Here is a 20,180-nt window from a genome sequence, read left to right on the forward strand (position 1 = left end):
CCCAGCGGAAGCCAGCTCCCTGTTCCGCCTGGAATGATCACCAGCGCTGCTAATACGGTAAACTCCCGCCCATCGCTGTCTGGAGCTACTTATGCGCGCAGAGTTGAACCAAGGCCTGATCGACTTCCTCAAGGCCTCCCCTACCCCGTTCCATGCCACCGCCAGCCTTGCCCAACGCCTGGAGGCGGCGGGTTACCAGCGGCTTGATGAGCGCGAGACCTGGGCCACAGAGGCCAACGGTCGTTACTACATCACGCGCAACGATTCCTCGATCATCGCCTTCAAGTTGGGCCGCAACTCACCGCTGCACGACGGTATCCGCCTGGTCGGCGCCCACACCGACAGCCCTTGCCTGCGGGTCAAGCCGCAGCCGGAACTGCAACGCCACGGATTCTGGCAACTGGGCGTGGAAGTCTATGGCGGCGCGTTGCTGGCGCCGTGGTTCGACCGCGACCTGTCCCTGGCCGGCCGCGTGACCTTCCGCCGTGATGGCAAGGTCGAGAGCCAGTTGATCGATTTCAAGGCACCGATCGCCACCATTCCGAACCTGGCCATCCACCTCAATCGTGAAGCCAATCAAGGTTGGGCAATCAACGCCCAGAATGAACTGCCACCGATACTCGCCCAGTTCGCCGGCGACGAGCGCGTCGACTTCCGCGCCGTGCTCACCGATCAACTGGCCCGCGAGCACGGCTTGAATGCCGACGTGGTGCTCGACTACGAGTTGAGTTTCTACGACACCCAAAGTGCCGCAATTGTCGGCTTGCATGGCGACTTCATCGCCGGGGCGCGCCTGGATAACCTGTTGTCGTGCTACGCCGGCCTGCAGGCCCTGTTGACCACCGATACCGAAGAAACCTGCGTGCTGGTGTGCAACGACCACGAAGAAGTCGGCTCGACCTCGGCCTGCGGTGCCGACGGTCCGATGCTCGAACAGACCCTGCGCCGCCTGCTGCCCGAAGGTGAAGAGTTCGTGCGCGCCATCCAGAGATCCTTGCTGGTCTCGGCGGACAATGCCCACGGTGTTCACCCCAACTACGCCGACAAGCACGACGCCAACCACGGTCCCAAGCTCAACGCCGGGCCGGTGATCAAGGTCAACAGCAACCAGCGCTACGCTACCAACAGCGAAACTGCCGGATTCTTCCGCCACCTGTGCATGGCCGAGGAAGTACCGGTGCAAAGCTTCGTCGTGCGCAGCGACATGGGCTGCGGCTCGACCATCGGCCCGATCACCGCCAGCCAGCTGGGCGTGCGCACGGTGGACATCGGCCTGCCGACCTTCGCCATGCATTCGATTCGCGAACTGTGCGGCAGCCATGACTTGGCGCACCTGGTGAAAGTGCTGAGCGCGTTCTACGCTTCTCGCGAGTTGCCATAAGCCTTCATGACTGCAGGAGCTGTGTAGGAGCTGCCGAGCGCAGCGAGGCTGCGATCTTTTTCAAGCGAAAAGTCAAAAGATCAAAAGATCGCAGGCTTCGCCAGCTCCTACAGGACCAAGCGGGAGCAAGCGGGACCAAGCGGTAGCAAGGTCCCTCTCCACAACAGGGTTCGCCCAGATTCTGGAGCCAGCCTGTGACACTCATCAGCCCACCCCAGCCAAACCCCAACTAGACTGACCTTATCCTCCCCGACAAGGCTGTCGCCATGATTTCCATGTCCTCGTTCAACGCCATGCTGGTGCCCATCATCGCTGGCATGATCCTGCTGGCCATCGGTTTCAATTTCCGCGACAAGAACGTCGGGGTGTTCGCCATGTGGATCGGCATGTTATTGATCCTCGCGACAGTGTTGTTCAGGATCCTGGCCAAGCTCAACGAATCTTCCTGAACACACTTCAAACAGGCTGTTCGGGCACGTCCACGCCGACGTGAATCGCGTCGTGCCGCCAGAACTCCAGGTCGCAATCGATCAGCCGTTGGTGCTGGTCATAGTTGACCCGGGCAATCCGAAGCCCGGGGCTGCCGACCGATACTTTCAGTGCCGCTGCCGCTTCAGGTTGCAGCGACGTAGGCACGATCTCGAATTTCACCCGACCGTAATGCAGGTCGTAATGGCGGGCATACAGCTCGGTCATGGACTGGTTGAGGTCAAAGTCGAGGATGCCCGGGAAATACGCCGGGTTCAGATAGTGCTCGACGTACAGCACCAATCGCTCATCGATGCGCCGGGTACGACAGATCTGGATGACGCTGGACAGCGCCGGCAGTTGCAGCCAGGCACAAACCGCCGCCGAAGCGGGTTGCAGGCGGGCCGATATCACCTGGGTAGATGGTACCCGGCCCTGGGCGGCGACCATCGCGTGGAAATGGCTACGTTGCATCAGGTTGTAAGCCAGCCGTGGCGGCGAGACAAACCAGCCCCGGCGCTCTTCCCGATAAATCTGTCCCTGGGCCTCAAGCTGCAACAAAGCCTCACGCACGGTGATCCGGGTGGTCCCGAACAACTCGCTCAACTTGCGCTCGGCCGGCAACTTGCTGCCCGGCGCCAGCAAGCCGTGGTCAAGCTGCTCCTGCAGGACCTGCCCGATGGTTGTCACCGCTTTGGTTGTTTCAACGCGCATCAACGTTACCTATCTGGACTAGACCAGCACTGTTTCGGGGCAGGATTCGATGCTGCATCGATCCACGTCTCATGCCTGTAAGCCTAGGCACTGCGCATGACTGATAGATGACACAACCGCCGAACGGTCAACACATGCGCTTGCAAATAAACGGCCAAGGCCTTGCAGATCAGGCGGTTACTCATGGTCTACGCTTATCCCACAGCGACCCTCCGTGAGCCCGACGATTGCTGGCGAACATCCCACCGACATCAAAATGTCATGGGACGCGCCTACATTGGCTCAGGTATTGCTGACCTAGACCAACACAACCGCAATCGCAGCGTTGAAAACGCCCATAGGAGCTTCGGATGAAACAGCTTTTCCTGGCATCACTGTTAGGCTCGACCATTGCCATGTGCACCGCCGCCATGGCCGCTGATACCGATCTGAAAACGTTGGAAGCCGCTGCGAAAGCGGAAGGCGCCGTGAACAGCGTCGGCATGCCCGATGACTGGGCAAACTGGAAAGGCACGTGGGAAGACCTGGCCAAGAACTACGGTTTAAAGCACATCGACACCGACATGAGCTCGGCCCAGGAAATCGCCAAGTTCGCCGCTGAAAAAGACAACGCAAGCGCCGACATCGGCGACGTCGGCGCCGCGTTCGGCCCGATCGCGGTCAAGCAAGGCGTGGTCCAGCCTTACAAGCCAAGCACTTGGGAACAAGTGCCGGATTGGGCCAAGGACAAGGACGGCAACTGGGCCCTGGCCTACACCGGCACCATCGCGTTCATCGTCAACAAGAAACTGCTGCACGGTTCCGAAGTGCCGACCAAATGGGCCGACCTGAAATCGGGTAAATATAAAGTCTCGATTGGTGACGTGAGCACCGCGGCCCAGGCTGCCAACGGCGTACTGGCCGCGGCCCTGGCCAACGGCGGCGACGAAAAAAATATTAAGCCAGCCTTACTGTTGTTCGCTGACATCGCCAAGCAAGGGCGCCTGTCCATGGCCAACCCGACCATCGCGACCATGGAAAAAGGCGAAGTCGAAGTGGGCGTGGTCTGGGACTTCAACGGCCTGAGCTACAAGGCCAAGATGGCCAACCCGGATGACTACGTGGTGCTGATTCCATCCGACGGTTCGGTGATCTCCGGCTACACCACCATCATCAACAAATACGCCAAGAACCCGAACGCCGCCAAGCTGACCCGCGAATACATCTTCAGCGACGCTGGCCAGATCAACCTCGCCAAGGGCAACGCCCGCCCGATCCGCGCCGAGCACCTGAAGCTGCCGGAAGAGGTCAAGGCCAAGCTGCTGCCGAACGAGCAGTACAAAGGCGTGACCCCGATCAAGGATGCGGATGCGTGGGAGAAGACCTCCAAGGCACTGCCGCAGAAGTGGAACGAAGAAGTCATCGTCGAGATGAAGTGAGGCGCTAGCTCCCGCTCCCGGATCACCGCTGATCCATTGTGGGAGCGAGCTTGCTCGCGATTGCGGTGTGTCAGCCATATTCATGTCGGCTGACACTCCCTCATCGCGAGCAAGCTCGCTCCCACATTGGACGCTTGGTGAACCCGGTTTTTTTGGTTCTTGTCCGGAGTCCCGGTCCCCATGAAGCACAACGTCATCCTGGTGGTGCTCGACGGCCTCAACTACGAGGTTGCCCGGCACGCCATGGGACATTTGCAGGCGTATGTCGGCGCAGGACGCGCGGCGCTCTACAAACTGGAATGTGAACTGCCGGCCCTGTCCCGCCCGCTCTACGAATGCATCCTCACCGGCGTCGTGCCCATCGACAGCGGGATCGTGCACAACAACGTCTCGCGCTTGTCGAATCAGCGCAGCATTTTCCATTACGCCACCGAGGCCGGCCTGAGTACGGCAGCCGCTGCCTATCACTGGGTCAGTGAGCTGTATAACGTTTCACCCTTCGTCGCCGGTCGTGATCGTCACACCGAGAACCCCGACCTGCCGATTCAATACGGGCATTTCTACTGGAATGACCACTACCCCGATTCCCACCTGTTCGCCGACGCCGAGCACCTGCGCCAGCGCTACTCGCCGAACTTCCTGCTGGTGCATCCGATGAACATCGATGACGCCGGGCACAAACATGGCCTCGATACGCCGCAATACCGCAACAGCGCCCGCTCGGCCGATATCAACCTGGCGGTTTACCTGCAAGCCTGGCTCGACGCCGGTTATCAGGTGCTGGTGACGTCTGACCATGGCATGAACAACGATCGCTCCCACAACGGCCTGCTGGCGGAAGAACGGGAAGTGCCGCTGTTTGTCCTCGGGAACGGCTTCAGCCTGAACGCCAACGCTGCCCCTCGGCAGACTGAACTGTGCGGCACAATTTGCCAGTTGCTCGGCATCGCCCACGACAAACCCTATTGCCAGGAGTTGCTCAAGTGAACGCCATGACGCGCGGCAAATGGCTGGCAGCGTTGTGCCTGGTGCCCTTCGCGATTTTCTTCATCGTGTTCCAGATCGCCCCGCTGCTGTGGGTACTGGTCAACAGCCTGGAATCGGAAGAGTTCGGCTGGGGCCTCGCCAACTTCAGCAAAATCTTCAGTTCGAAGTTTTACCGGCAGGCGATCCAGCACAGCCTGGAAATCAGCTTCTGGTCCAGTGTGTTCGGCATCATCATCGCCGTGCTCGGCAGCTATTCCCTGCGCCGCGTCGACTCGCGCCTGCGCAACTTCGTCAACGCCTTCGCGAACATGACCAGCAACTTCGCCGGCGTGCCCCTGGCCTTCGCCTTCATCATCCTGCTGGGGTTCAACGGCAGCATCACGATCATGCTCAAGCAGGCGGGGATCATCGAGGATTTCAACCTGTATTCGAAAACCGGGCTGATCATTCTCTACACCTATTTCCAGATTCCCCTGGGCGTGCTGCTGCTCTACCCGGCCTTTGACGCTCTGCGTGAAGACTGGCGCGAGTCCGCCTCCCTGCTCGGCGCCAACGGCTGGCAGTTCTGGCGGCACATCGGCTTGCCGGTGCTGACCCCGGCGCTGCTGGGCACGTTCGTGATCCTGCTGGCCAACGCCCTCGGCGCCTACGCGACGGTTTACGCGCTGACCACCGGCAACTTCAACGTGTTGCCGATACGCATCGCGGCCATGGTCTCCGGCGACATTTCCCTGGATCCGAACATGGCCAGTGCATTGGCCGTGGTGCTGGTGGCGTTGATGACCCTGGTAACCATCGTCCATCAACTGCTGCTCAAGAGGAGCTACCATGTCTCGCGCTGAATCGGGCCCTGCCGGGCTCTATCATCGGGCGGTGGTTTACCTGCTATTCGCCATTTTGCTGCTGCCCCTGGCCGGCACGCTGATCTACTCCATCGCCAGCAGTTGGTCGGCCACCGTGCTGCCCAGCGGCTTCACCTTCAAATGGTATGTGCAGTTGTGGAGCGATCCGCGTTTTCTCCATGCCTTCGGCCAATCCCTGATTGTCTGTGTGGGGGCGCTGGTGCTGTCGGTGGTGCTGATCCTGCCGTTGCTGTTCGTGGTGCATTACCACTTTCCCAAGCTCGATGCGCTGATGAACATTCTCATCCTGCTGCCCTTCGCGGTGCCGCCAGTGGTGTCGTCAGTGGGACTGTTGCAACTTTATGGTTCCGGGCCGCTGGCGATGGTCGGCACGCCGTGGATCCTGATCGGCTGTTACTTCACCGTTGCCCTGCCGTTCATGTACCGGGCGATCACCAACAATCTGCAAGCCATCAACCTGCGCGACCTGATGGACGCCGCGCAACTGCTCGGCGCCAGCACCTTCCAGGCTGCGTTGCTGGTGGTGCTGCCAAACCTGCGCAAGGGCCTGATGGTGGCGCTGCTGCTGTCCTTCTCGTTCCTGTTTGGCGAGTTCGTGTTCGCCAACATCCTGGTCGGCACCCGCTATGAAACGTTGCAGGTGTATCTGAACAACATGCGCAACAGCAGCGGTCACTTCACCAGTGCGCTGGTGATTTCCTACTTTTTCTTCGTACTGGTCCTGACCTGGGCGGCCAACATCTTGAACAAGGACAAAAGCCAATGAGCTACGTCAGCGTCCAACACCTGCAAAAAAGCTACGCCGGCACGCCGGTGTTCAGCGACATCAACTGTGAGATCCACAAGGGCGAATTCGTCACCCTTCTCGGCCCTTCGGGCTGCGGCAAGTCCACGCTGTTGCGCTGCATTGCCGGCCTGACGGCGGTTGATGACGGCAAGATCCTGCTGGACGGCCAGGACATCGTCCCATTGAGCCCGCAGAAACGCGGGATCGGCATGGTCTTCCAGAGCTACGCCCTGTTCCCCAACATGACCGTGGAGCAGAACGTCGCCTTTGGCCTGCGCATGCAAAAGGTCGACGCCTCGGACAGCCGCCAGCGGGTGCTGGAAATCCTGCGCCTGGTGGAGCTGCACGACTTTGCCGCGCGCTACCCCCATCAACTTTCGGGAGGCCAATGCCAGCGCGTGGCCCTGGCCCGCTCCCTGGTCACCCGGCCCCGCCTGTTGTTGCTGGACGAACCGCTGTCAGCCCTCGATGCACGGATTCGCAAGCACCTGCGCGAACAGATCCGACAGATCCAGCGCGAATTGGGCCTGACTACGATCTTTGTCACACACGATCAGGAAGAAGCCCTGACCATGTCTGACCGGATTTTCCTGATGAATCAGGGAAAGATCGTACAGAGCGGCGACGCCGAGACCCTCTACACGGCACCAGTCGATGTGTTTGCCGCCGGTTTCATTGGCAACTACAACCTGCTGGACGCCGACAGCGCCACCAAACTGCTGCAACGCCCGGTGAACGGTCGCATCGCGATTCGCCCGGAAGCCATCGAACTGAGTCGCAACGGCGAACCCGATGCGCTGATCCGCAGCCACAGCCTGCTGGGCAACGTGATCCGCTACCGGGTCGAAGCCCGTGGCGTGGAATTGGTGGTGGATGTGCTCAATCGCTCGGCCGCCGACCTGCATCCTGACGGTGCCCGGTTGGCACTTTCCATCGATCCGTCGGCCCTGTGTGAGGTAGCCTGACGGCTTTGTTGATTTTGAAGCTGATCTTGAGAAGGAAAACCTGCTGATGGCCCTGGCAATTTTTGATCTGGACGAAACCCTGATCCACGGCGACTGCGCCACCCTCTGGAGCGAACAGATGGGACGCCTGGGCTGGGTCGACCCCGAGTCGTTCATGCGGCGCAACAACGAGCTGATGGACGCCTACAGCCACGGCAAGCTGCGCATGGAAGAGTACATGGACTTCAGCCTGGAACCGATGATCGGCCGCACTCCGGAGGAAATCGAGCACCTGGTGGCGCCGTGGGTGGAGGATTTCATCGAGCCGATCATCTTCAGCGACGCCACCAAGGCCATCGCCGAACACCGCAAGGCCGGTGACCGGATCCTGGTGATCTCGGCTTCGGGCACGCATCTGGTCAAGCCGATTGCCGAACGCCTGGGCATCGATGAAATCCTGGCGATCGAACTTGAAGTGGCCCACGGGGTGTACAGCGGCAAGACCGTGGGCACCCTGACCTACCGCGAAGGCAAGATCACCCGTCTGCTGGATTGGCTGGATGCCGAAGAGGAGAACCTTGAAGGCGCGAGCTTCTACTCCGATTCGCGCAACGACTTGCCGTTGCTGCTGCGAGTGGATTACCCGCATGTGGTGAATCCGGACCCGGTGTTGAAGGCCCATGCCGAGCTGGCGGGGTGGCCGATTCATCAATGGAGGTAGCTACGAACGCCAGCAATGGCTGAGGTGAAGCTTCATGAAGGCGCTCCGATCGCTACCCTCAGACAGTGCGAAAAGTTCAGTGGATTACTGCCGTTGAGCCGCACGGAATAATTCACTAGCACCGTGGTTGCGTCATTTTCTTGCACCCATTCCAAAGGGACTGTGAAGGTATAGGCTTGGCTCACGTTGACAGCAGATCGAATGCCTTCACGGGTTTGCAGGCCGCTCCATCGCACCCCGATATCGTACCCGGCCAAAGCGCTGGTATTGCGAACTGTCACAACGCGCGTTTCGGGGTCGTAAACCGGTTCATCCAGTACGAGTGGCTGCTCGTCGATGGTCAGCGTCAGGAATTGCGATTGCATCGGCAAAACGGCGGCTGGCGTCTTGATCGTATAACCCACCTTTACCGAAAGCCCGATGTTGTCGACGAATTCCATGCGCGGAACCCGTAGCGAGCGGCGTCCCAGGATGGGGTTGGCCTCGGTGTAGATATTCGCGCGCCCCTGCCAGATGATATTGAATATATGGGCTTCCGACTCCCCCGGATAAGGAGGCACGACGAATTCCAGATATTCGTCCCTGTACAGGTCCTTTTCATCGTTGAACCCGATCTGCACCCGGTCGCTCTTGTTGTTGTAGGCCTTGGGCACAACCGGCTTGACCGGAAAAACGACAGCGAAGCCCACGGGCATCGACCCCAACCCAGTGTCCACATCCCTGGCTTCGAGCAGGTAGGACTGGACGCTCAGCTCGGTCAGGGTCACGCTCCACTTCGTGTCGATGACAGGTGCGGGGTCGCCGATTGCAGTATCGCTGTCGAACAGTTGGATCTGTTTCGTGTCGGCGGCCAGGGCCGTGCCCGTCAACGTCACGCGGGTCTGGAGCGTGGTGCCGTTTGCAACAGAACCATTGTCGTCTTGGATGTCATCCACCATTGGGGCGCCCTTTACCCAGATACTCATCTTCAATGCAGCTGAGGCAACTGGGCCGGTAGCCCGCTCGACCCAGTACATGGCCTCGACAGTGCCGCCGCGATTGCTCTCGATCTGTGCCGCCGGGATATGGAACGACAAGTTCGTCTTTTCGTTGGATCTATCCAGCGTGACCACATCTCGGTAGCGCCCGTTGATCGACCCCCACCAGAGTATGTGCACCGCGTCCCCGGCAACCTGCCCTTCGTACTGGCGCACGATCAACTGAGTACCTGTCGCGACATCGTCCGGGTCCAACACCCCATCGCTTTCTCCCGCTACATCCGGCTCAGCCAGCATCGCCGGCGGCCAGCCGATACTCAGCACAACGGCGTGCAGAGATTCATGTTCGACGATGGCCCCTTCGAACTCGCCGCTGCGCAACCAATAGGACAGCGCCAGGGTGCCCTTGTCGATTGCGCTCAAGTGCTCGCCGTCAACACTAATGACAATGGGACTGGCCCCTGCGGCTTCTGTCTCGCTGATGGTATGTGCCGCCAGCTCCGGGGCGTACGCTTCGCCGCTCTCCTTGTTCCCCTTCCAAACCAGCCTGACGACGTTGCCCCCCACCATCGCCTCGTCCCAGGGAACCTCGATTCGGGCGCAGGGCAGTTGCGGATCAAGGGTGCGGGCAAACTCGCGAGGGCGACCGGAGCCGCGAGAAGCGAAGGCCGTCCAATCAACTGGGGCGAGAAAATTTTCGAGAGCAGAGCCGGGCTGCCATCTGCCTTGAACAGTCGATAGGAAAAGCCCACGTGGACGCTACCGATCAATGCCCGAACTTCAGCACTGGGACGCGCAAACTCAAGCACCCCTGGCACGTTGGTGATCCGCTCCTTGGTATAGGTTACATCCACCAACTCGCCGCTCGCGGTCGTTCCCTTCAACCGCGCTTCCACTTCGTCACCCACGGCAAAATCGCTGCCGACGGTGTAGATCTGGAAAATCACATCGGCCCTGCGTAGCTCGTCCATGTCCAAGACCAGATTAATGACCTGTTTGATCAAAGGCGCATCGAGGCGCGCACTACCTGTACCGACGATTACCCGTTGAGCGACGCTCCAGTCCTCGGAGCGGTTGTCAACCAGATCGCGAACATCAAAAGCCACGACGAGGCCGTAACTGTCGGTATCGCCGCTGGCCAGCACGGTGGCCTGGTCGACAGTGATCACGATAGGGTTGTTGTCAGGGTCCAGAACTTGCTGCCCCGTCACAAGCTCGGGCGGAGAAACAAGCTGGCCGCCCCAGGACAGCGTGATACGGTCACCTACGGCCATGAAGGGATAAGGAACGATCGTAACGGGTATACCAAGCGCGGCGGCTTCGCTGTCTATCACGGCCGGTGGCAGGAACTCGGGCGCGATGATCATCACCAGGCCGGGATGTCCGAGGTCGGGGTTAGTGTCCTTCCCACCGGGGGGCGCGGCGTCGATCTTGATATGGATTTTCGTGACGGCTGACGATTCGGGAGCAGCTTCATCGTCAAGCCTGAGGACGTCGTAGTTGAGATCGTAGGCGCCATCCACCAATCCTATCGCCGGGATAAACCGTATCACCTCATGCCCCACCTGATCAGGCTCGGTAATACGACCGGTCAACACGGGGAATTGATTGATTTTCACACGGTAGCTGTCGCCAACATTCATGGCCGTCCATGGCGCGATGACCATTTTCAGGCCTTCTTGCGGATGGGCAATCCGGGCCGCAGCGATGTTGATACCCAGGGCGCCTTCCGGGGCGGGTGGGTAAGCGGGTACGCTGTCAGGGATCTGCAATGAGACCAGGGAAGACAGCGCATCCGCGGAAGATGGGTTGGCCATTGAACGGCCTCCTATGGAATGGGCTCCCGGCAGGGAAACGCCTGCCTGGAGCCAGCCTCGGGGAACGACTGCGTGGTGGGGTCTGATCAATATGCGGTAAGCGAGAGCGCCTGATCCGCTTGCCGAAATTGGAACGTTGCTCGGCCGGTAGCCGCGGTGGGTAGCGTCATTAAAATAATCGGCCGCACAATGCCATCCGTGTTGAACAAATCTCGCTGATCGGCCTGGGCGCTGGTCAACCCGCCGGCGTGCTCGAGGGTGTAGAAAAATGCTTCGATGGGCAGGGTCGCGCCGGCATTCTGGGGCCAAGGGGTAATGATCAGTTCATTTTGAATCCTGAAGGATTCTTCACCCGCCCGTCTCATGGCATCGATCGCTTGGACAAACGCCTTTGCGGCGTCTTTCCCCCTGATTGCCCTGACGTCAAATCCACATTGAAAAAAACCCCGTGGCGCCGCGACGGGGATAGCCAGGAAATGAGCGAGCCATTGCTGCCCAGTAGTAATACCTAGCACTTGGCAAGGCCGGGAGTCGTAAGAACCAGCGTGAGTCGTTGGGCCGCACCCATCGGGCTTCCGGACATCGGAACCAGCGTCCACAGGGAAGAAACAGCGCACCACCATCCGGTCCTTGCCAGCGGGTCGGTTATTCTCTGGATAGAAAATAAACCCATTAACATAGTTATAAGCGAGCGACCTGAAATTTGAATCTGCCCTTAGATAAGAGAACGAAACACCGTTTTTGGGCTCCGCACTGGCCGGATTAGGATTCCATGAATGATATTGCGGGGAGAACGAGGTGCCACGGAAAATCACGCCTGTGCATCGATGCGCAACCTCTTCGACATCGTCGCAGTGACTTCGCGTGTCAGCATAGCGCGCAGTCAGATCCTGTGCGACTTGCTCTCCGGAACGGGACGAAAGTAATGGAAGATTACGACTGATTAGTTCCGGGGTCGTACAACCCAGCAACAGAACGAATCCTAGAACCATAAACATTATTTTTTTCATGGCAGCCTCCAGAGCAAGTTCTCACGAAGTCACTTGGAGAACCTGCCAATTAAATAAAATATCGTTTCAGCGTTCCGACTCGCTTAGTTTGCGGGCGTCCATTGATCGCCTTCAAAATATTGAAAATTCGCTTGAGCACTGACGGTCGCGGGTAAGGTTATCCGAATGACGGGCACCCAAATTTCTGTTTGCTCGTAAAAATCTTTTTGGTCATCCTTGGCGCCTGCCAGTCCGCCAGGAGTGGCCAGGTAGAAGAACGCCTGGAGAGGCAAACGTTCGCCGATATCCTGTTCCCATGGGGCCACTATTACTTCACTCCAAGTATTGAAAGATTGGGCCCCAAGCAAGGCTATCGCCTTGACAGCTGCGTCGAACCCCTCAGCGCCAGACGTGCCCAATGCTTCGTGGACTTTAAAACCGCACTGCCGTCCCAGGACAGATCCGGCCGCCCCCCTGAAGTGAGCAAGCCATTGTTCAGCAGTATTGACGCCTTGCTCTTGGCAGGGGCGATTTTCAAGATGATTTGGACGGCTGCCGCAAGCATCGCCGGTCCTGTCCTGCGTCCAAGCATCTAAAGGAAAAATACAACGAACTACGACAGGGTCCTTGCCCGGAGGCGCCCAATACCTTGCATGGAATATAAAACCATGATTATAACCGTAAGCCAGTCCTTTGAATTTGGCATCCTGTCGCAAGAAGGAAAAGGAAACGCCGTTCCTGTCGTATGCGCTGGGAGCCGGGTTCCAAGCGTGAAACTCCCTGGAAGCAGTGGTGCCGCGAAGAAGTACGCCGGAACAGTTGAAGGCCGGATCTTCCAAACTGCTGCACCAGGACGCAGGGACAGCATATTTGCTCCATAAATCGCGCACAGTTGCCTCACCCGTTTGCGAAGTCGAACTAGCAACACCCCTCATCATTTGTTGTTGCGGCGCACTGCAACCGAACAACAATAAAAAACCCAGAACAACCAATCCTGAAATTCTCATGCGCTTTTCCTCCAAGCCCGTCGAAAAGAGCGACAGGCCTGCTTATTTAAAATGTTCTATAGGTACCCGTGTGACGCTACACAGGTATTCGCAGGTAATGGGAAAAGAGAATAGGGTTGGAAGCATCCAATCGCAGGGTATAGTTGAGCAACACTGTCTGCCCACGGTTTTCCGACACCCAGGATGAATCAATGGTGAAGGTATAAGGGCGATTGACGTCCAAGGGTATTTCCGGACCATCACGTGTAACTAAACCGTCCCATCGGACCCTGATTTTGTAACGACCCATTGAACTGGTGTCGCTCACTGTCACCACGTGCGTCGAACTATTGTAGAGCGGTGCAGGCAGAGCTAACGCCTGCTCATCAAAAATTCCTTGCCATGGTTCCGATAGCAGCGCAGTGCTAGTGTTATTTGGCTGGACGCTATAACTGGCTTCAACCTCCCCCCCAATCGAGTCAACGAATTCCAATCGTGGGACGCGCAAGATCCGCTGCCCCGCAACCGGATTGAGTTCGGTATAAGTAACGGCACGGCCTTTCCAGATAACATTCAGAATATGATCGGGGCGCGACCCCGTATAAGGAGGAACCACAACGTCCAAGAATTCTTCGCGATAGAGATCCTTTACATCATTGAATCCCATTTTCAAACGTGTGCCAGCCACATTGTAAGCTTTGGGAAGCGTCGGCTTAACCAATTGGGTGATTGTAAAAATTCTGGGTTCCGATGAAACAGCACCCAATCTTGCGGTCAAGCTGTATACAGCGACCCCCAGGTTGCTCAGCGTATGGCTCCATGTAGTACCCACCACAGCAAAAGAGCTCCCGACCGGGCTGCCATTCCCATACAACTGAATATCGTCGCCGTTACTGGCCGTACCCTGAACCGTGATGCTGGTATCGAGCGTAATTCCTCCCTCCGGAATTTCATTGCCTTGGCGATCTAGTACCAAGGTGATAATCGGCACCGTTACTCGATCAAGATGGACATCCAGGTACTTGGCGGCTGACTGATTGTCGTTACCCAGCTGGTCGATCACCAGGAACCTTGCAAAGGTCCTGGGGTTATCACCAATTAATCTGAACGTATTGGTATAAAGCGTTGTTGCCACTGATTCCGATGGACTGTTTACAGGCAGTTCAATCGTCTCGGTACTCAGTTGGAAGCGAACGGTGTCATAGGCACGCTGGTTCGCGTAATTGAAACCGAACGTCACGCCTTCGGCAGCCCGAGCGGCGCTGACCCCATGTTGTTCCACGTCTTGGGGAACCACCAGATCCATATTGATGGACGTGTCATCGGGATCATCCGCGCCTGGGGATAGCAGGTGATACAGGACATTGAGATCCCTCGAATCCTCGTCATTCCCACTCAAGCGCGACACTTTGTAGTGCAGTCTGTTGACCCCGTTACGCAATCGCCCCCTAGGGATATGCAAGACAATGGGACGTGCCTCCTCGCCGGGCTGCACGGTCGCGTCGTCCACAGATGTTGTTTCGTCATTGACGAACAACGCAACACTGTCGCCCGCCCCCATTGTCCAGGTGCGCGCCTGAAACTCGGTCCACGGATCGATCCAACATTCACAACCGTCAGGCCGGTCGTCATAAATGCGCTTGGGTATGCCCCCGTCCGCAAGGCCTTGCGGTTCCACCGGAGTCACCCAGCCAGGAATCATCACCGGGAATAATACGAACGGAGTGTTGGACGTGGAAGATTGGCTGGCCATCTCATATTCCTCTGGCGGGTAATGTCTCGTGCGTCTCGAACGATTTCATTACACGGGAGGCCAGCGAAACCGGCTACTGTCAGACCTGACAGGTAGGCACCGGTTTAGGACGAGCGGTCGAAGATGAGTGAAGGCCAGGCCCCACCGTTCCAGTCAGACACGAGCGGGGCGCATAGGCCGAGAGAAGACGGTGCCGGGCGTGACTTTTAACGCCGGACGAGCCGCGAAGACCATCAGCGTTATTGCAATTGCCCGTCAATAATCAGCACCAACTTCCCTGAAACCTGGTTGGTCGCCAGCTCCGCAAACGCCGCTTCGGCATCGGTGATTGCAAACGTCCTGGCCAACTGCGGGCTCAGGCGCTTATCCGTAAACAACGGCCATACGTTCTGACCCAATTCGCTGATCAAATCGGCCTTGAATTGATCGTTGCGACTGCGCAGGGTCGAACCGAGCAATTGGATGCGCTTGCCCAGCACCTGGGCCAGGTCGAGTTCGGTCGTGCGACCGCCCATGAGGCCGATCAATACCCAGCGGCCGTCAACTGACAAAAGTTTCACGTTGAGGCTGGCGTAGTTCGCGCCGACCGGATCGAGGATCACGTCAAACGGCGCGAAGTCGTTCAGGCTGTTGATATCGTCGGTGCGCACTACGCCGCCCTGGGCTCCCAGCGCTTCGCAATAGGCCAGCCGATCCGCCGAACCGACGCTGACCCAGCACGGGCTGCCAAACGCCTTGCAGAGCTGGATCGCCGCCGAACCGACGCCGCTGGCACCGGCGTGCAGCAACACTTTTTCACCCGGTCGCAACCCGGCAAGTTGGAACAGATTCAGCCACGCGGTGCCGTAGACCTCAGGCAGCGCGGCCGCTTCAGCCATCGACAGGCCTTCCGGCACAGGCAGCACATGACGGCCATCGACCACCACCTCTTCGGCCATCCCACCACCGGCCAGCAATGCGCAGACGCGGTCGCCCACTTGCCATGAAGAGCCAGGCCCGACTTCGCTGATCACCCCGGAACACTCGAGCCCCAGCACCTGGCTGGCGCCCGGTGGCGGTGGGTAATGCCCAGCTTTTTGCAACAAATCGGCCCGATTCAGGCCGGCAGCCGCCACGCGGACGCGAACTTGCCCCGCATCGCAGGCGGGACTCGGCTCATCTGCCCATACCACTTGACCTTCAACGCCTTGCAATGCTTTCACGGTGCCTCCATAGTGAGTCTCGACTGGGCCCGCTGCTTCAACGCCGGGCTTTCTTGCATTATGCGCCCGGGCCACATGGAACCGGCGACTTCAAAGACGGCCTAATATGCGTTATCAATTGTCCCTGCGTCGAATCAGCATGAAGCACTTGTTCCCCAGTACTGCACTTGCCCTTTTCATTGGCCTCGGCGTTTCGACGCTTTCGAGCAATACGTTTGCGGCCAACAGCTGGGACAAGCTTCAGCCCGATCGCGACGAGGTGATCGCCAGCCTCAACGTCGTCGAGTTGCTCAAGCGTCATCACTACAGCAAGCCGCCGCTCGATGACGCACGCTCGGTCATCATCTACGACAGCTACCTGAAGCTGCTTGATCCGTCGCGCAGTTATTTCCTGGCCAGCGACATTGCCGAATTCGACAAGTGGAAGACCCAATTCGACGACTTCCTCAAGAGCGGCGACCTGAACGCCGGCTTCGTCATCTACAAGCGCTACCTGGACCGCGTCAAGGCGCGCCTGGACTACGCCCTGGCGGAGTTGAACAAGGGCGTCGACAAGATCGATTTCAATGCCAAGGAAACCTTGCTGGTCGATCGCAAGGACGCACCTTGGCTCAAGAGCACCGCCGAACTCGACGACCTGTGGCGCAAACGCGTCAAGGACGAGGTGCTGCGCATGAAGATCGCCGGCAAGGATCCCAAGCAGATCCAGGAAACCCTGACCAAGCGCTACAAGAACCAATTGGCGCGCCTGGACCAGACCCGCGCCGAGGATGTCTTCCAGGCCTACATCAACACCTTCGCGATGTCCTACGACCCGCACACCAATTATCTGTCGCCGGATAACGCGGAAAACTTCGACATCAACATGAGCCTGTCCCTCGAAGGGATTGGCGCGGTGCTGCAGAGCGACAACGATCAGGTCAAGATCGTGCGCCTGGTACCGGCGGGCCCGGCGGACAAGACCAAGCAGGTCAGCCCGGCCGACAAGATCATCGGCGTCGCCCAGGGCAGCAAGGAAATGGTCGACGTGGTCGGCTGGCGCCTGGACGAAGTCGTCAAGCTGATCCGTGGTCCGAAGGGCTCGGTGGTTCGCCTGGAGGTCATTCCGGCCAGCAATGCGCCGAACGACCAGACCAGCAAAATCGTGTCCATCACCCGGGAAGCGGTGAAGCTGGAAGAACAGGCCGCGAAAAAGTCGATCCTCAACCTCAAGCAGGACGGCAAGGACTACAAGCTCGGCATCATCGAGATCCCGGCGTTCTACCTGGACTTCAAGGCCTTCCGCGCCGGAGACCCGGACTACAAGAGCACCACCCGCGACGTGAAGAAACTGCTGACCGAACTGCAGAAGGAAAAGGTCGACGGCGTCGTGATCGACCTGCGCAACAACGGCGGCGGTTCCTTGCAGGAAGCCACCGAGCTGACCAGCCTGTTCATCGACAAAGGCCCGACCGTGCTCGTACGCAACGCCGATGGCCGGGTGGATGTGCTGGAAGACGAAAACCCCGGCGCGTTCTACAAGGGGCCAATGGCCTTGCTGGTCAATCGCCTGTCGGCCTCGGCCTCGGAGATTTTCGCCGGCGCCATGCAGGATTATCACCGTGCGCTGATCATCGGCGGCCAGACCTTCGGCAAAGGCACCGTGCAGACCATCCAGCCGCTGAACCACGGCGAACTGAAGCTGACCCTGGCGAAGTTCTACCGGGTTTCCGGCCAGAGCACCCAGCACCAGGGCGTGCTGCCTGACATCGATTACCCATCGATCATCGACACCAAGGAAATCGGTGAAAGCGCTCTGCCCGAGGCCATGCCTTGGGACACCATCCGCCCCGCGATCAAGCCGGCCGTGGACCCCTTCAAGCCGTACCTGGCCCAGCTGAAGTCCGAGCATGACGCCCGCACGGCCCAGGACGCGGAGTTTGTGTTCATTCGCGACAAGCTGGCCTTGGCGCAAAAGCTGATGACCGAGAAAACCGTCAGCCTCAACGAAGCCGATCGCCGGGCGCAGCATGCCGACATCGAAGCCAAGCAACTGGCGATGGAAAACCTGCGTCGCAAGGCCAAGGGCGAAGAACCGCTCAAAGAGCTGAAGAAAGAAGACGAAGACCTCATCACCGAACCGGAAAAGACCAAGCCGGAAGACGATGCCTACCTGAGCGAAACCGGGCGGATCCTGTTGGACTACCTGAAACTCAACACGGCGGTCGCCAAGCACTGAGGTGATGGCCATTTAATGGTGGCACTCGTCGGAGTGTCATCAAACTGACATCAGTCTGTCGTGAAATACAGGACCGGGCGCACCCCAGCAGGGGTTGCGCCCCGTCCTTTTTTTATCGCCAGAGATCGCCATGACCACGACAGAACAGCTGAGTGCCTTGAGCTCAATCCTGACTCAAAGCGGTTTGCACAGTCTGTTCCAGCCGATCATCTGCCTCTCCGAACGACGTATCGTCGGCTACGAAGCCCTGACACGCGGCCCGTCCAACAGCCCGCTGCACTCCCCCATCGCATTACTGTCCGTGGCCCGCCAGGCCGGACGACTCAGCGAATTGGAACTGGCCTGCCGACGCAGTGCCTGCCAGCGCTTCAATGAGCAAAAGCTGCCGGGCAAATTGTTCCTCAACGTGTCGCCCGAATCCTTGCTCGAAGCGGCGCACCAGACCGGTCGTACCTTGCAGCTCTTGCAAGACTTCGGCATTTCGCCGAGCCAGGTCGTCATCGAGCTGACCGAACAAACCCCGATCGATGATTTCCAGCTCCTGCAAACCGCCTTGCATCATTACCGGGCCATGGGCTTTTCAATTGCCTTGGATGACCTCGGCGCCGGTTATTCGAGCTTGCGGCTCTGGTCGGAACTGCGGCCGGATTATGTGAAGATCGACCGCCACTTCATCGATGGCATTCACCAGGACGCGCTCAAGCGTGAGTTCGTCGGCTCGATCCTGAAGATTGCCCAGGCCTCACGGGCTCAAGTGATCGCCGAAGGAATAGAACTGCCGGAAGAACTGGCCGTGTTGATCGAGATGGGCGTCGACCTGGTCCAGGGCTACCTGCTCGCCCGGCCCCAGGAATATCCATCCCACGACGCCAAGGCGCTGATGCCCCGCCGAGACAACGGCGCGGCGCCACTGGGCGACGAGGTCAACGACCTTGGCGCATTGCTCAACGAACAACCGGCAGTGACCCACAACACACCGACGGCGGCAGTCCTGGACGCATTCCGCCGCCAGGCCAACCTCAACTCCCTGGCGGTACTCGATGACCGTGGGCAACCGTGCGGCATCGTCCATCGCCATTCGCTCTCGGACGCCCTGCTCAAACCCTTCGCCACCGACCTGTTCGCGCGCAAACCCATCAGCCGCCTGATGAGCGATGACTTCCTCGCGGTGGAACTCAATCAGTCGCTACAACAGGTCAGCCGGCTCATCACCAGCCGCGCGCGGCAACGCATCGAAGAAGATTTCATCATCACCCTCAACGGCAGCTACATGGGATTGGGCCGAGTCATCGACGTGCTCAAACTCATCACCGAGCTGAAAATCCAACAGGCCCGCTACGCCAACCCGCTGACCTTGCTGCCCGGTAACGTGCCAATCCAGCAATGCCTCACCCGCCTGTTGCAACAACGGCAGGAATCGGTGATCTGCTACGTCGACATCGACAGCTTCAAACCCTTCAACGACATCTACGGCTACGGCCGCGGCGACGAAGTCCTACTCTGCCTGGCGCAATGCCTGAACGAACGCATCGACCCCAGCCGCGACTTCGTCGGCCACATCGGCGGCGACGACTTCCTCCTGGTCCTCGGCCCGGATGACTGGCGCAAACGCCTGACCCAACTCCTCAACGACTTCCAAACCCACTGCCGCCGCTTCTACCGCCCCGAACATCTCGAGGCTGGGTGTTTTACCGCGCTGAACCGCCAGGGCGTGCGGCAGGAGTTTGCGTTGCTGTCGCTGTCGATTGGGGTGGTGCACCTGCGCTCGGAGGCCTGCGGGGAGCTGGATGCCAGCCAGTTGGCGGAGATGGCTTCGCAGGCGAAGCATCATGCCAAGGAGATTGTGGGCGGGAGTGTGTACTTGATTAATGGTGCGATCGAGCAGACACCAGTTGCGGGGGTTGGGTTGTTGGCGTGAGGGCTGGCCGCAAATTATCACCCCCGTGGCGAGGGAG

17 protein-coding genes are annotated in these 20,180 nt (G+C 59.0%); 10 read left to right on the forward strand and 7 right to left on the reverse strand.

Features of this window, described 5'->3' with window-relative positions; translation table 11 throughout:
• Positions 1-91 precede the first annotated feature (91 nt).
• Together OC610_RS06135 and OC610_RS06140 are read left to right on the forward strand one after the other, a co-directional pair.
• Positions 92-1,381, forward strand: a complete 1,290-nt coding sequence (locus OC610_RS06135; RefSeq protein WP_264427019.1) for a M18 family aminopeptidase — start codon at positions 92-94, stop codon at positions 1,379-1,381.
• A 266-nt stretch (positions 1,382-1,647) separates the two neighbouring features.
• On the forward strand, positions 1,648-1,830 hold the full coding sequence (locus tag OC610_RS06140) for a hypothetical protein (protein WP_030142352.1): 183 nt from the start codon (positions 1,648-1,650) through the stop codon (positions 1,828-1,830).
• A gap of 7 nt (positions 1,831-1,837) precedes the next feature.
• On the opposite strand, the gene OC610_RS06145 is transcribed toward OC610_RS06140, so the two are convergent.
• A complete protein-coding gene (locus OC610_RS06145; protein ID WP_264427020.1) occupies positions 1,838-2,563 on the reverse strand; it encodes a UTRA domain-containing protein in 726 nt (241 codons plus the stop codon).
• Positions 2,564-2,913: 350 nt separating this feature from the next.
• Here OC610_RS06145 and OC610_RS06150 point away from each other — a divergent pair, with 350 nt between their 5' ends.
• The 6 genes from OC610_RS06150 (at position 2,914) to OC610_RS06175 (ending at position 8,283) form a co-directional block, all read left to right on the forward strand.
• Positions 2,914-3,981 carry an ABC transporter substrate-binding protein gene (locus OC610_RS06150; protein ID WP_264427021.1) on the forward strand — a complete coding sequence of 356 codons (1,068 nt, stop codon included), beginning with the start codon at positions 2,914-2,916 and terminating at the stop codon, positions 3,979-3,981.
• A 180-nt stretch (positions 3,982-4,161) separates the two neighbouring features.
• Positions 4,162-4,968 carry an alkaline phosphatase family protein gene (locus OC610_RS06155; protein WP_264427022.1) on the forward strand — a complete coding sequence of 269 codons (807 nt, stop codon included), beginning with the start codon at positions 4,162-4,164 and terminating at the stop codon, positions 4,966-4,968.
• Between the two features lie 5 nt (positions 4,969-4,973).
• The gene (locus OC610_RS06160) at positions 4,974-5,810 is read left to right on the forward strand and encodes an ABC transporter permease (RefSeq protein WP_264427031.1); all 837 of its coding nucleotides are present in this window, start codon (positions 4,974-4,976) and stop codon (positions 5,808-5,810) included.
• Positions 5,797-6,597, forward strand: coding sequence for an ABC transporter permease (locus tag OC610_RS06165; RefSeq protein WP_030142357.1), 801 nt, complete (start codon positions 5,797-5,799; stop codon positions 6,595-6,597). Before OC610_RS06160 ends, OC610_RS06165 begins: the two co-directional genes overlap by 14 nt.
• Complete coding sequence (locus tag OC610_RS06170) at positions 6,594-7,583, forward strand: ABC transporter ATP-binding protein (RefSeq protein WP_030142358.1); 990 nt, start codon at positions 6,594-6,596, stop codon at positions 7,581-7,583. Before OC610_RS06165 ends, OC610_RS06170 begins: the two co-directional genes overlap by 4 nt.
• Before the next feature lie 46 nt (positions 7,584-7,629).
• Positions 7,630-8,283 (forward strand): HAD family hydrolase, encoded by a 654-nt coding sequence (locus OC610_RS06175; RefSeq protein WP_264427023.1) that lies wholly within the window; start codon positions 7,630-7,632, stop codon positions 8,281-8,283.
• A gap of 32 nt (positions 8,284-8,315) precedes the next feature.
• On the opposite strand, the gene OC610_RS06180 is transcribed toward OC610_RS06175, so the two are convergent.
• The 6 genes from OC610_RS06180 to OC610_RS06205 all read right to left on the reverse strand — a co-directional run bounded on the left by OC610_RS06180 (position 8,316) and on the right by OC610_RS06205 (position 16,007).
• On the reverse strand, positions 8,316-9,683 hold the full coding sequence (locus OC610_RS06180; protein WP_264427024.1) for a hypothetical protein: 1,368 nt from the start codon (positions 9,681-9,683) through the stop codon (positions 8,316-8,318).
• Positions 9,680-11,077, reverse strand: coding sequence for a hypothetical protein (locus OC610_RS06185; protein WP_264427025.1), 1,398 nt, complete (start codon positions 11,075-11,077; stop codon positions 9,680-9,682). Before OC610_RS06185 ends, OC610_RS06180 begins: the two co-directional genes overlap by 4 nt.
• An 86-nt stretch (positions 11,078-11,163) precedes the next feature.
• A complete protein-coding gene (locus OC610_RS06190; RefSeq protein WP_264427026.1) occupies positions 11,164-12,087 on the reverse strand; it encodes a halovibrin HvnA in 924 nt (307 codons plus the stop codon).
• Between the two features lie 83 nt (positions 12,088-12,170).
• Complete coding sequence (locus tag OC610_RS06195) at positions 12,171-13,073, reverse strand: hypothetical protein (RefSeq protein ID WP_264427027.1); 903 nt, start codon at positions 13,071-13,073, stop codon at positions 12,171-12,173.
• Between the two features lie 76 nt (positions 13,074-13,149).
• Positions 13,150-14,805 carry a hypothetical protein gene (locus tag OC610_RS06200; protein ID WP_264427028.1) on the reverse strand — a complete coding sequence of 552 codons (1,656 nt, stop codon included), beginning with the start codon at positions 14,803-14,805 and terminating at the stop codon, positions 13,150-13,152.
• A 239-nt stretch (positions 14,806-15,044) separates the two neighbouring features.
• Complete coding sequence (locus tag OC610_RS06205; RefSeq protein WP_264427029.1) at positions 15,045-16,007, reverse strand: zinc-binding dehydrogenase; 963 nt, start codon at positions 16,005-16,007, stop codon at positions 15,045-15,047.
• A 139-nt stretch (positions 16,008-16,146) separates the two neighbouring features.
• On the opposite strand from OC610_RS06205, the gene OC610_RS06210 reads away from it, so the two are divergent.
• Complete coding sequence (locus OC610_RS06210; protein WP_264427032.1) at positions 16,147-18,225, forward strand: carboxy terminal-processing peptidase; 2,079 nt, start codon at positions 16,147-16,149, stop codon at positions 18,223-18,225.
• A gap of 130 nt (positions 18,226-18,355) precedes the next feature.
• Positions 18,356-20,143 (forward strand): bifunctional diguanylate cyclase/phosphodiesterase, encoded by a 1,788-nt coding sequence (locus OC610_RS06215; protein WP_264427030.1) that lies wholly within the window; start codon positions 18,356-18,358, stop codon positions 20,141-20,143.
• Positions 20,144-20,180 lie beyond the last annotated feature (37 nt).

The sequence above is a fragment of the Pseudomonas agronomica genome, assembly GCF_025917275.1.
Classification (GTDB): Bacteria; Pseudomonadota; Gammaproteobacteria; order Pseudomonadales; family Pseudomonadaceae; genus Aquipseudomonas; species Aquipseudomonas agronomica.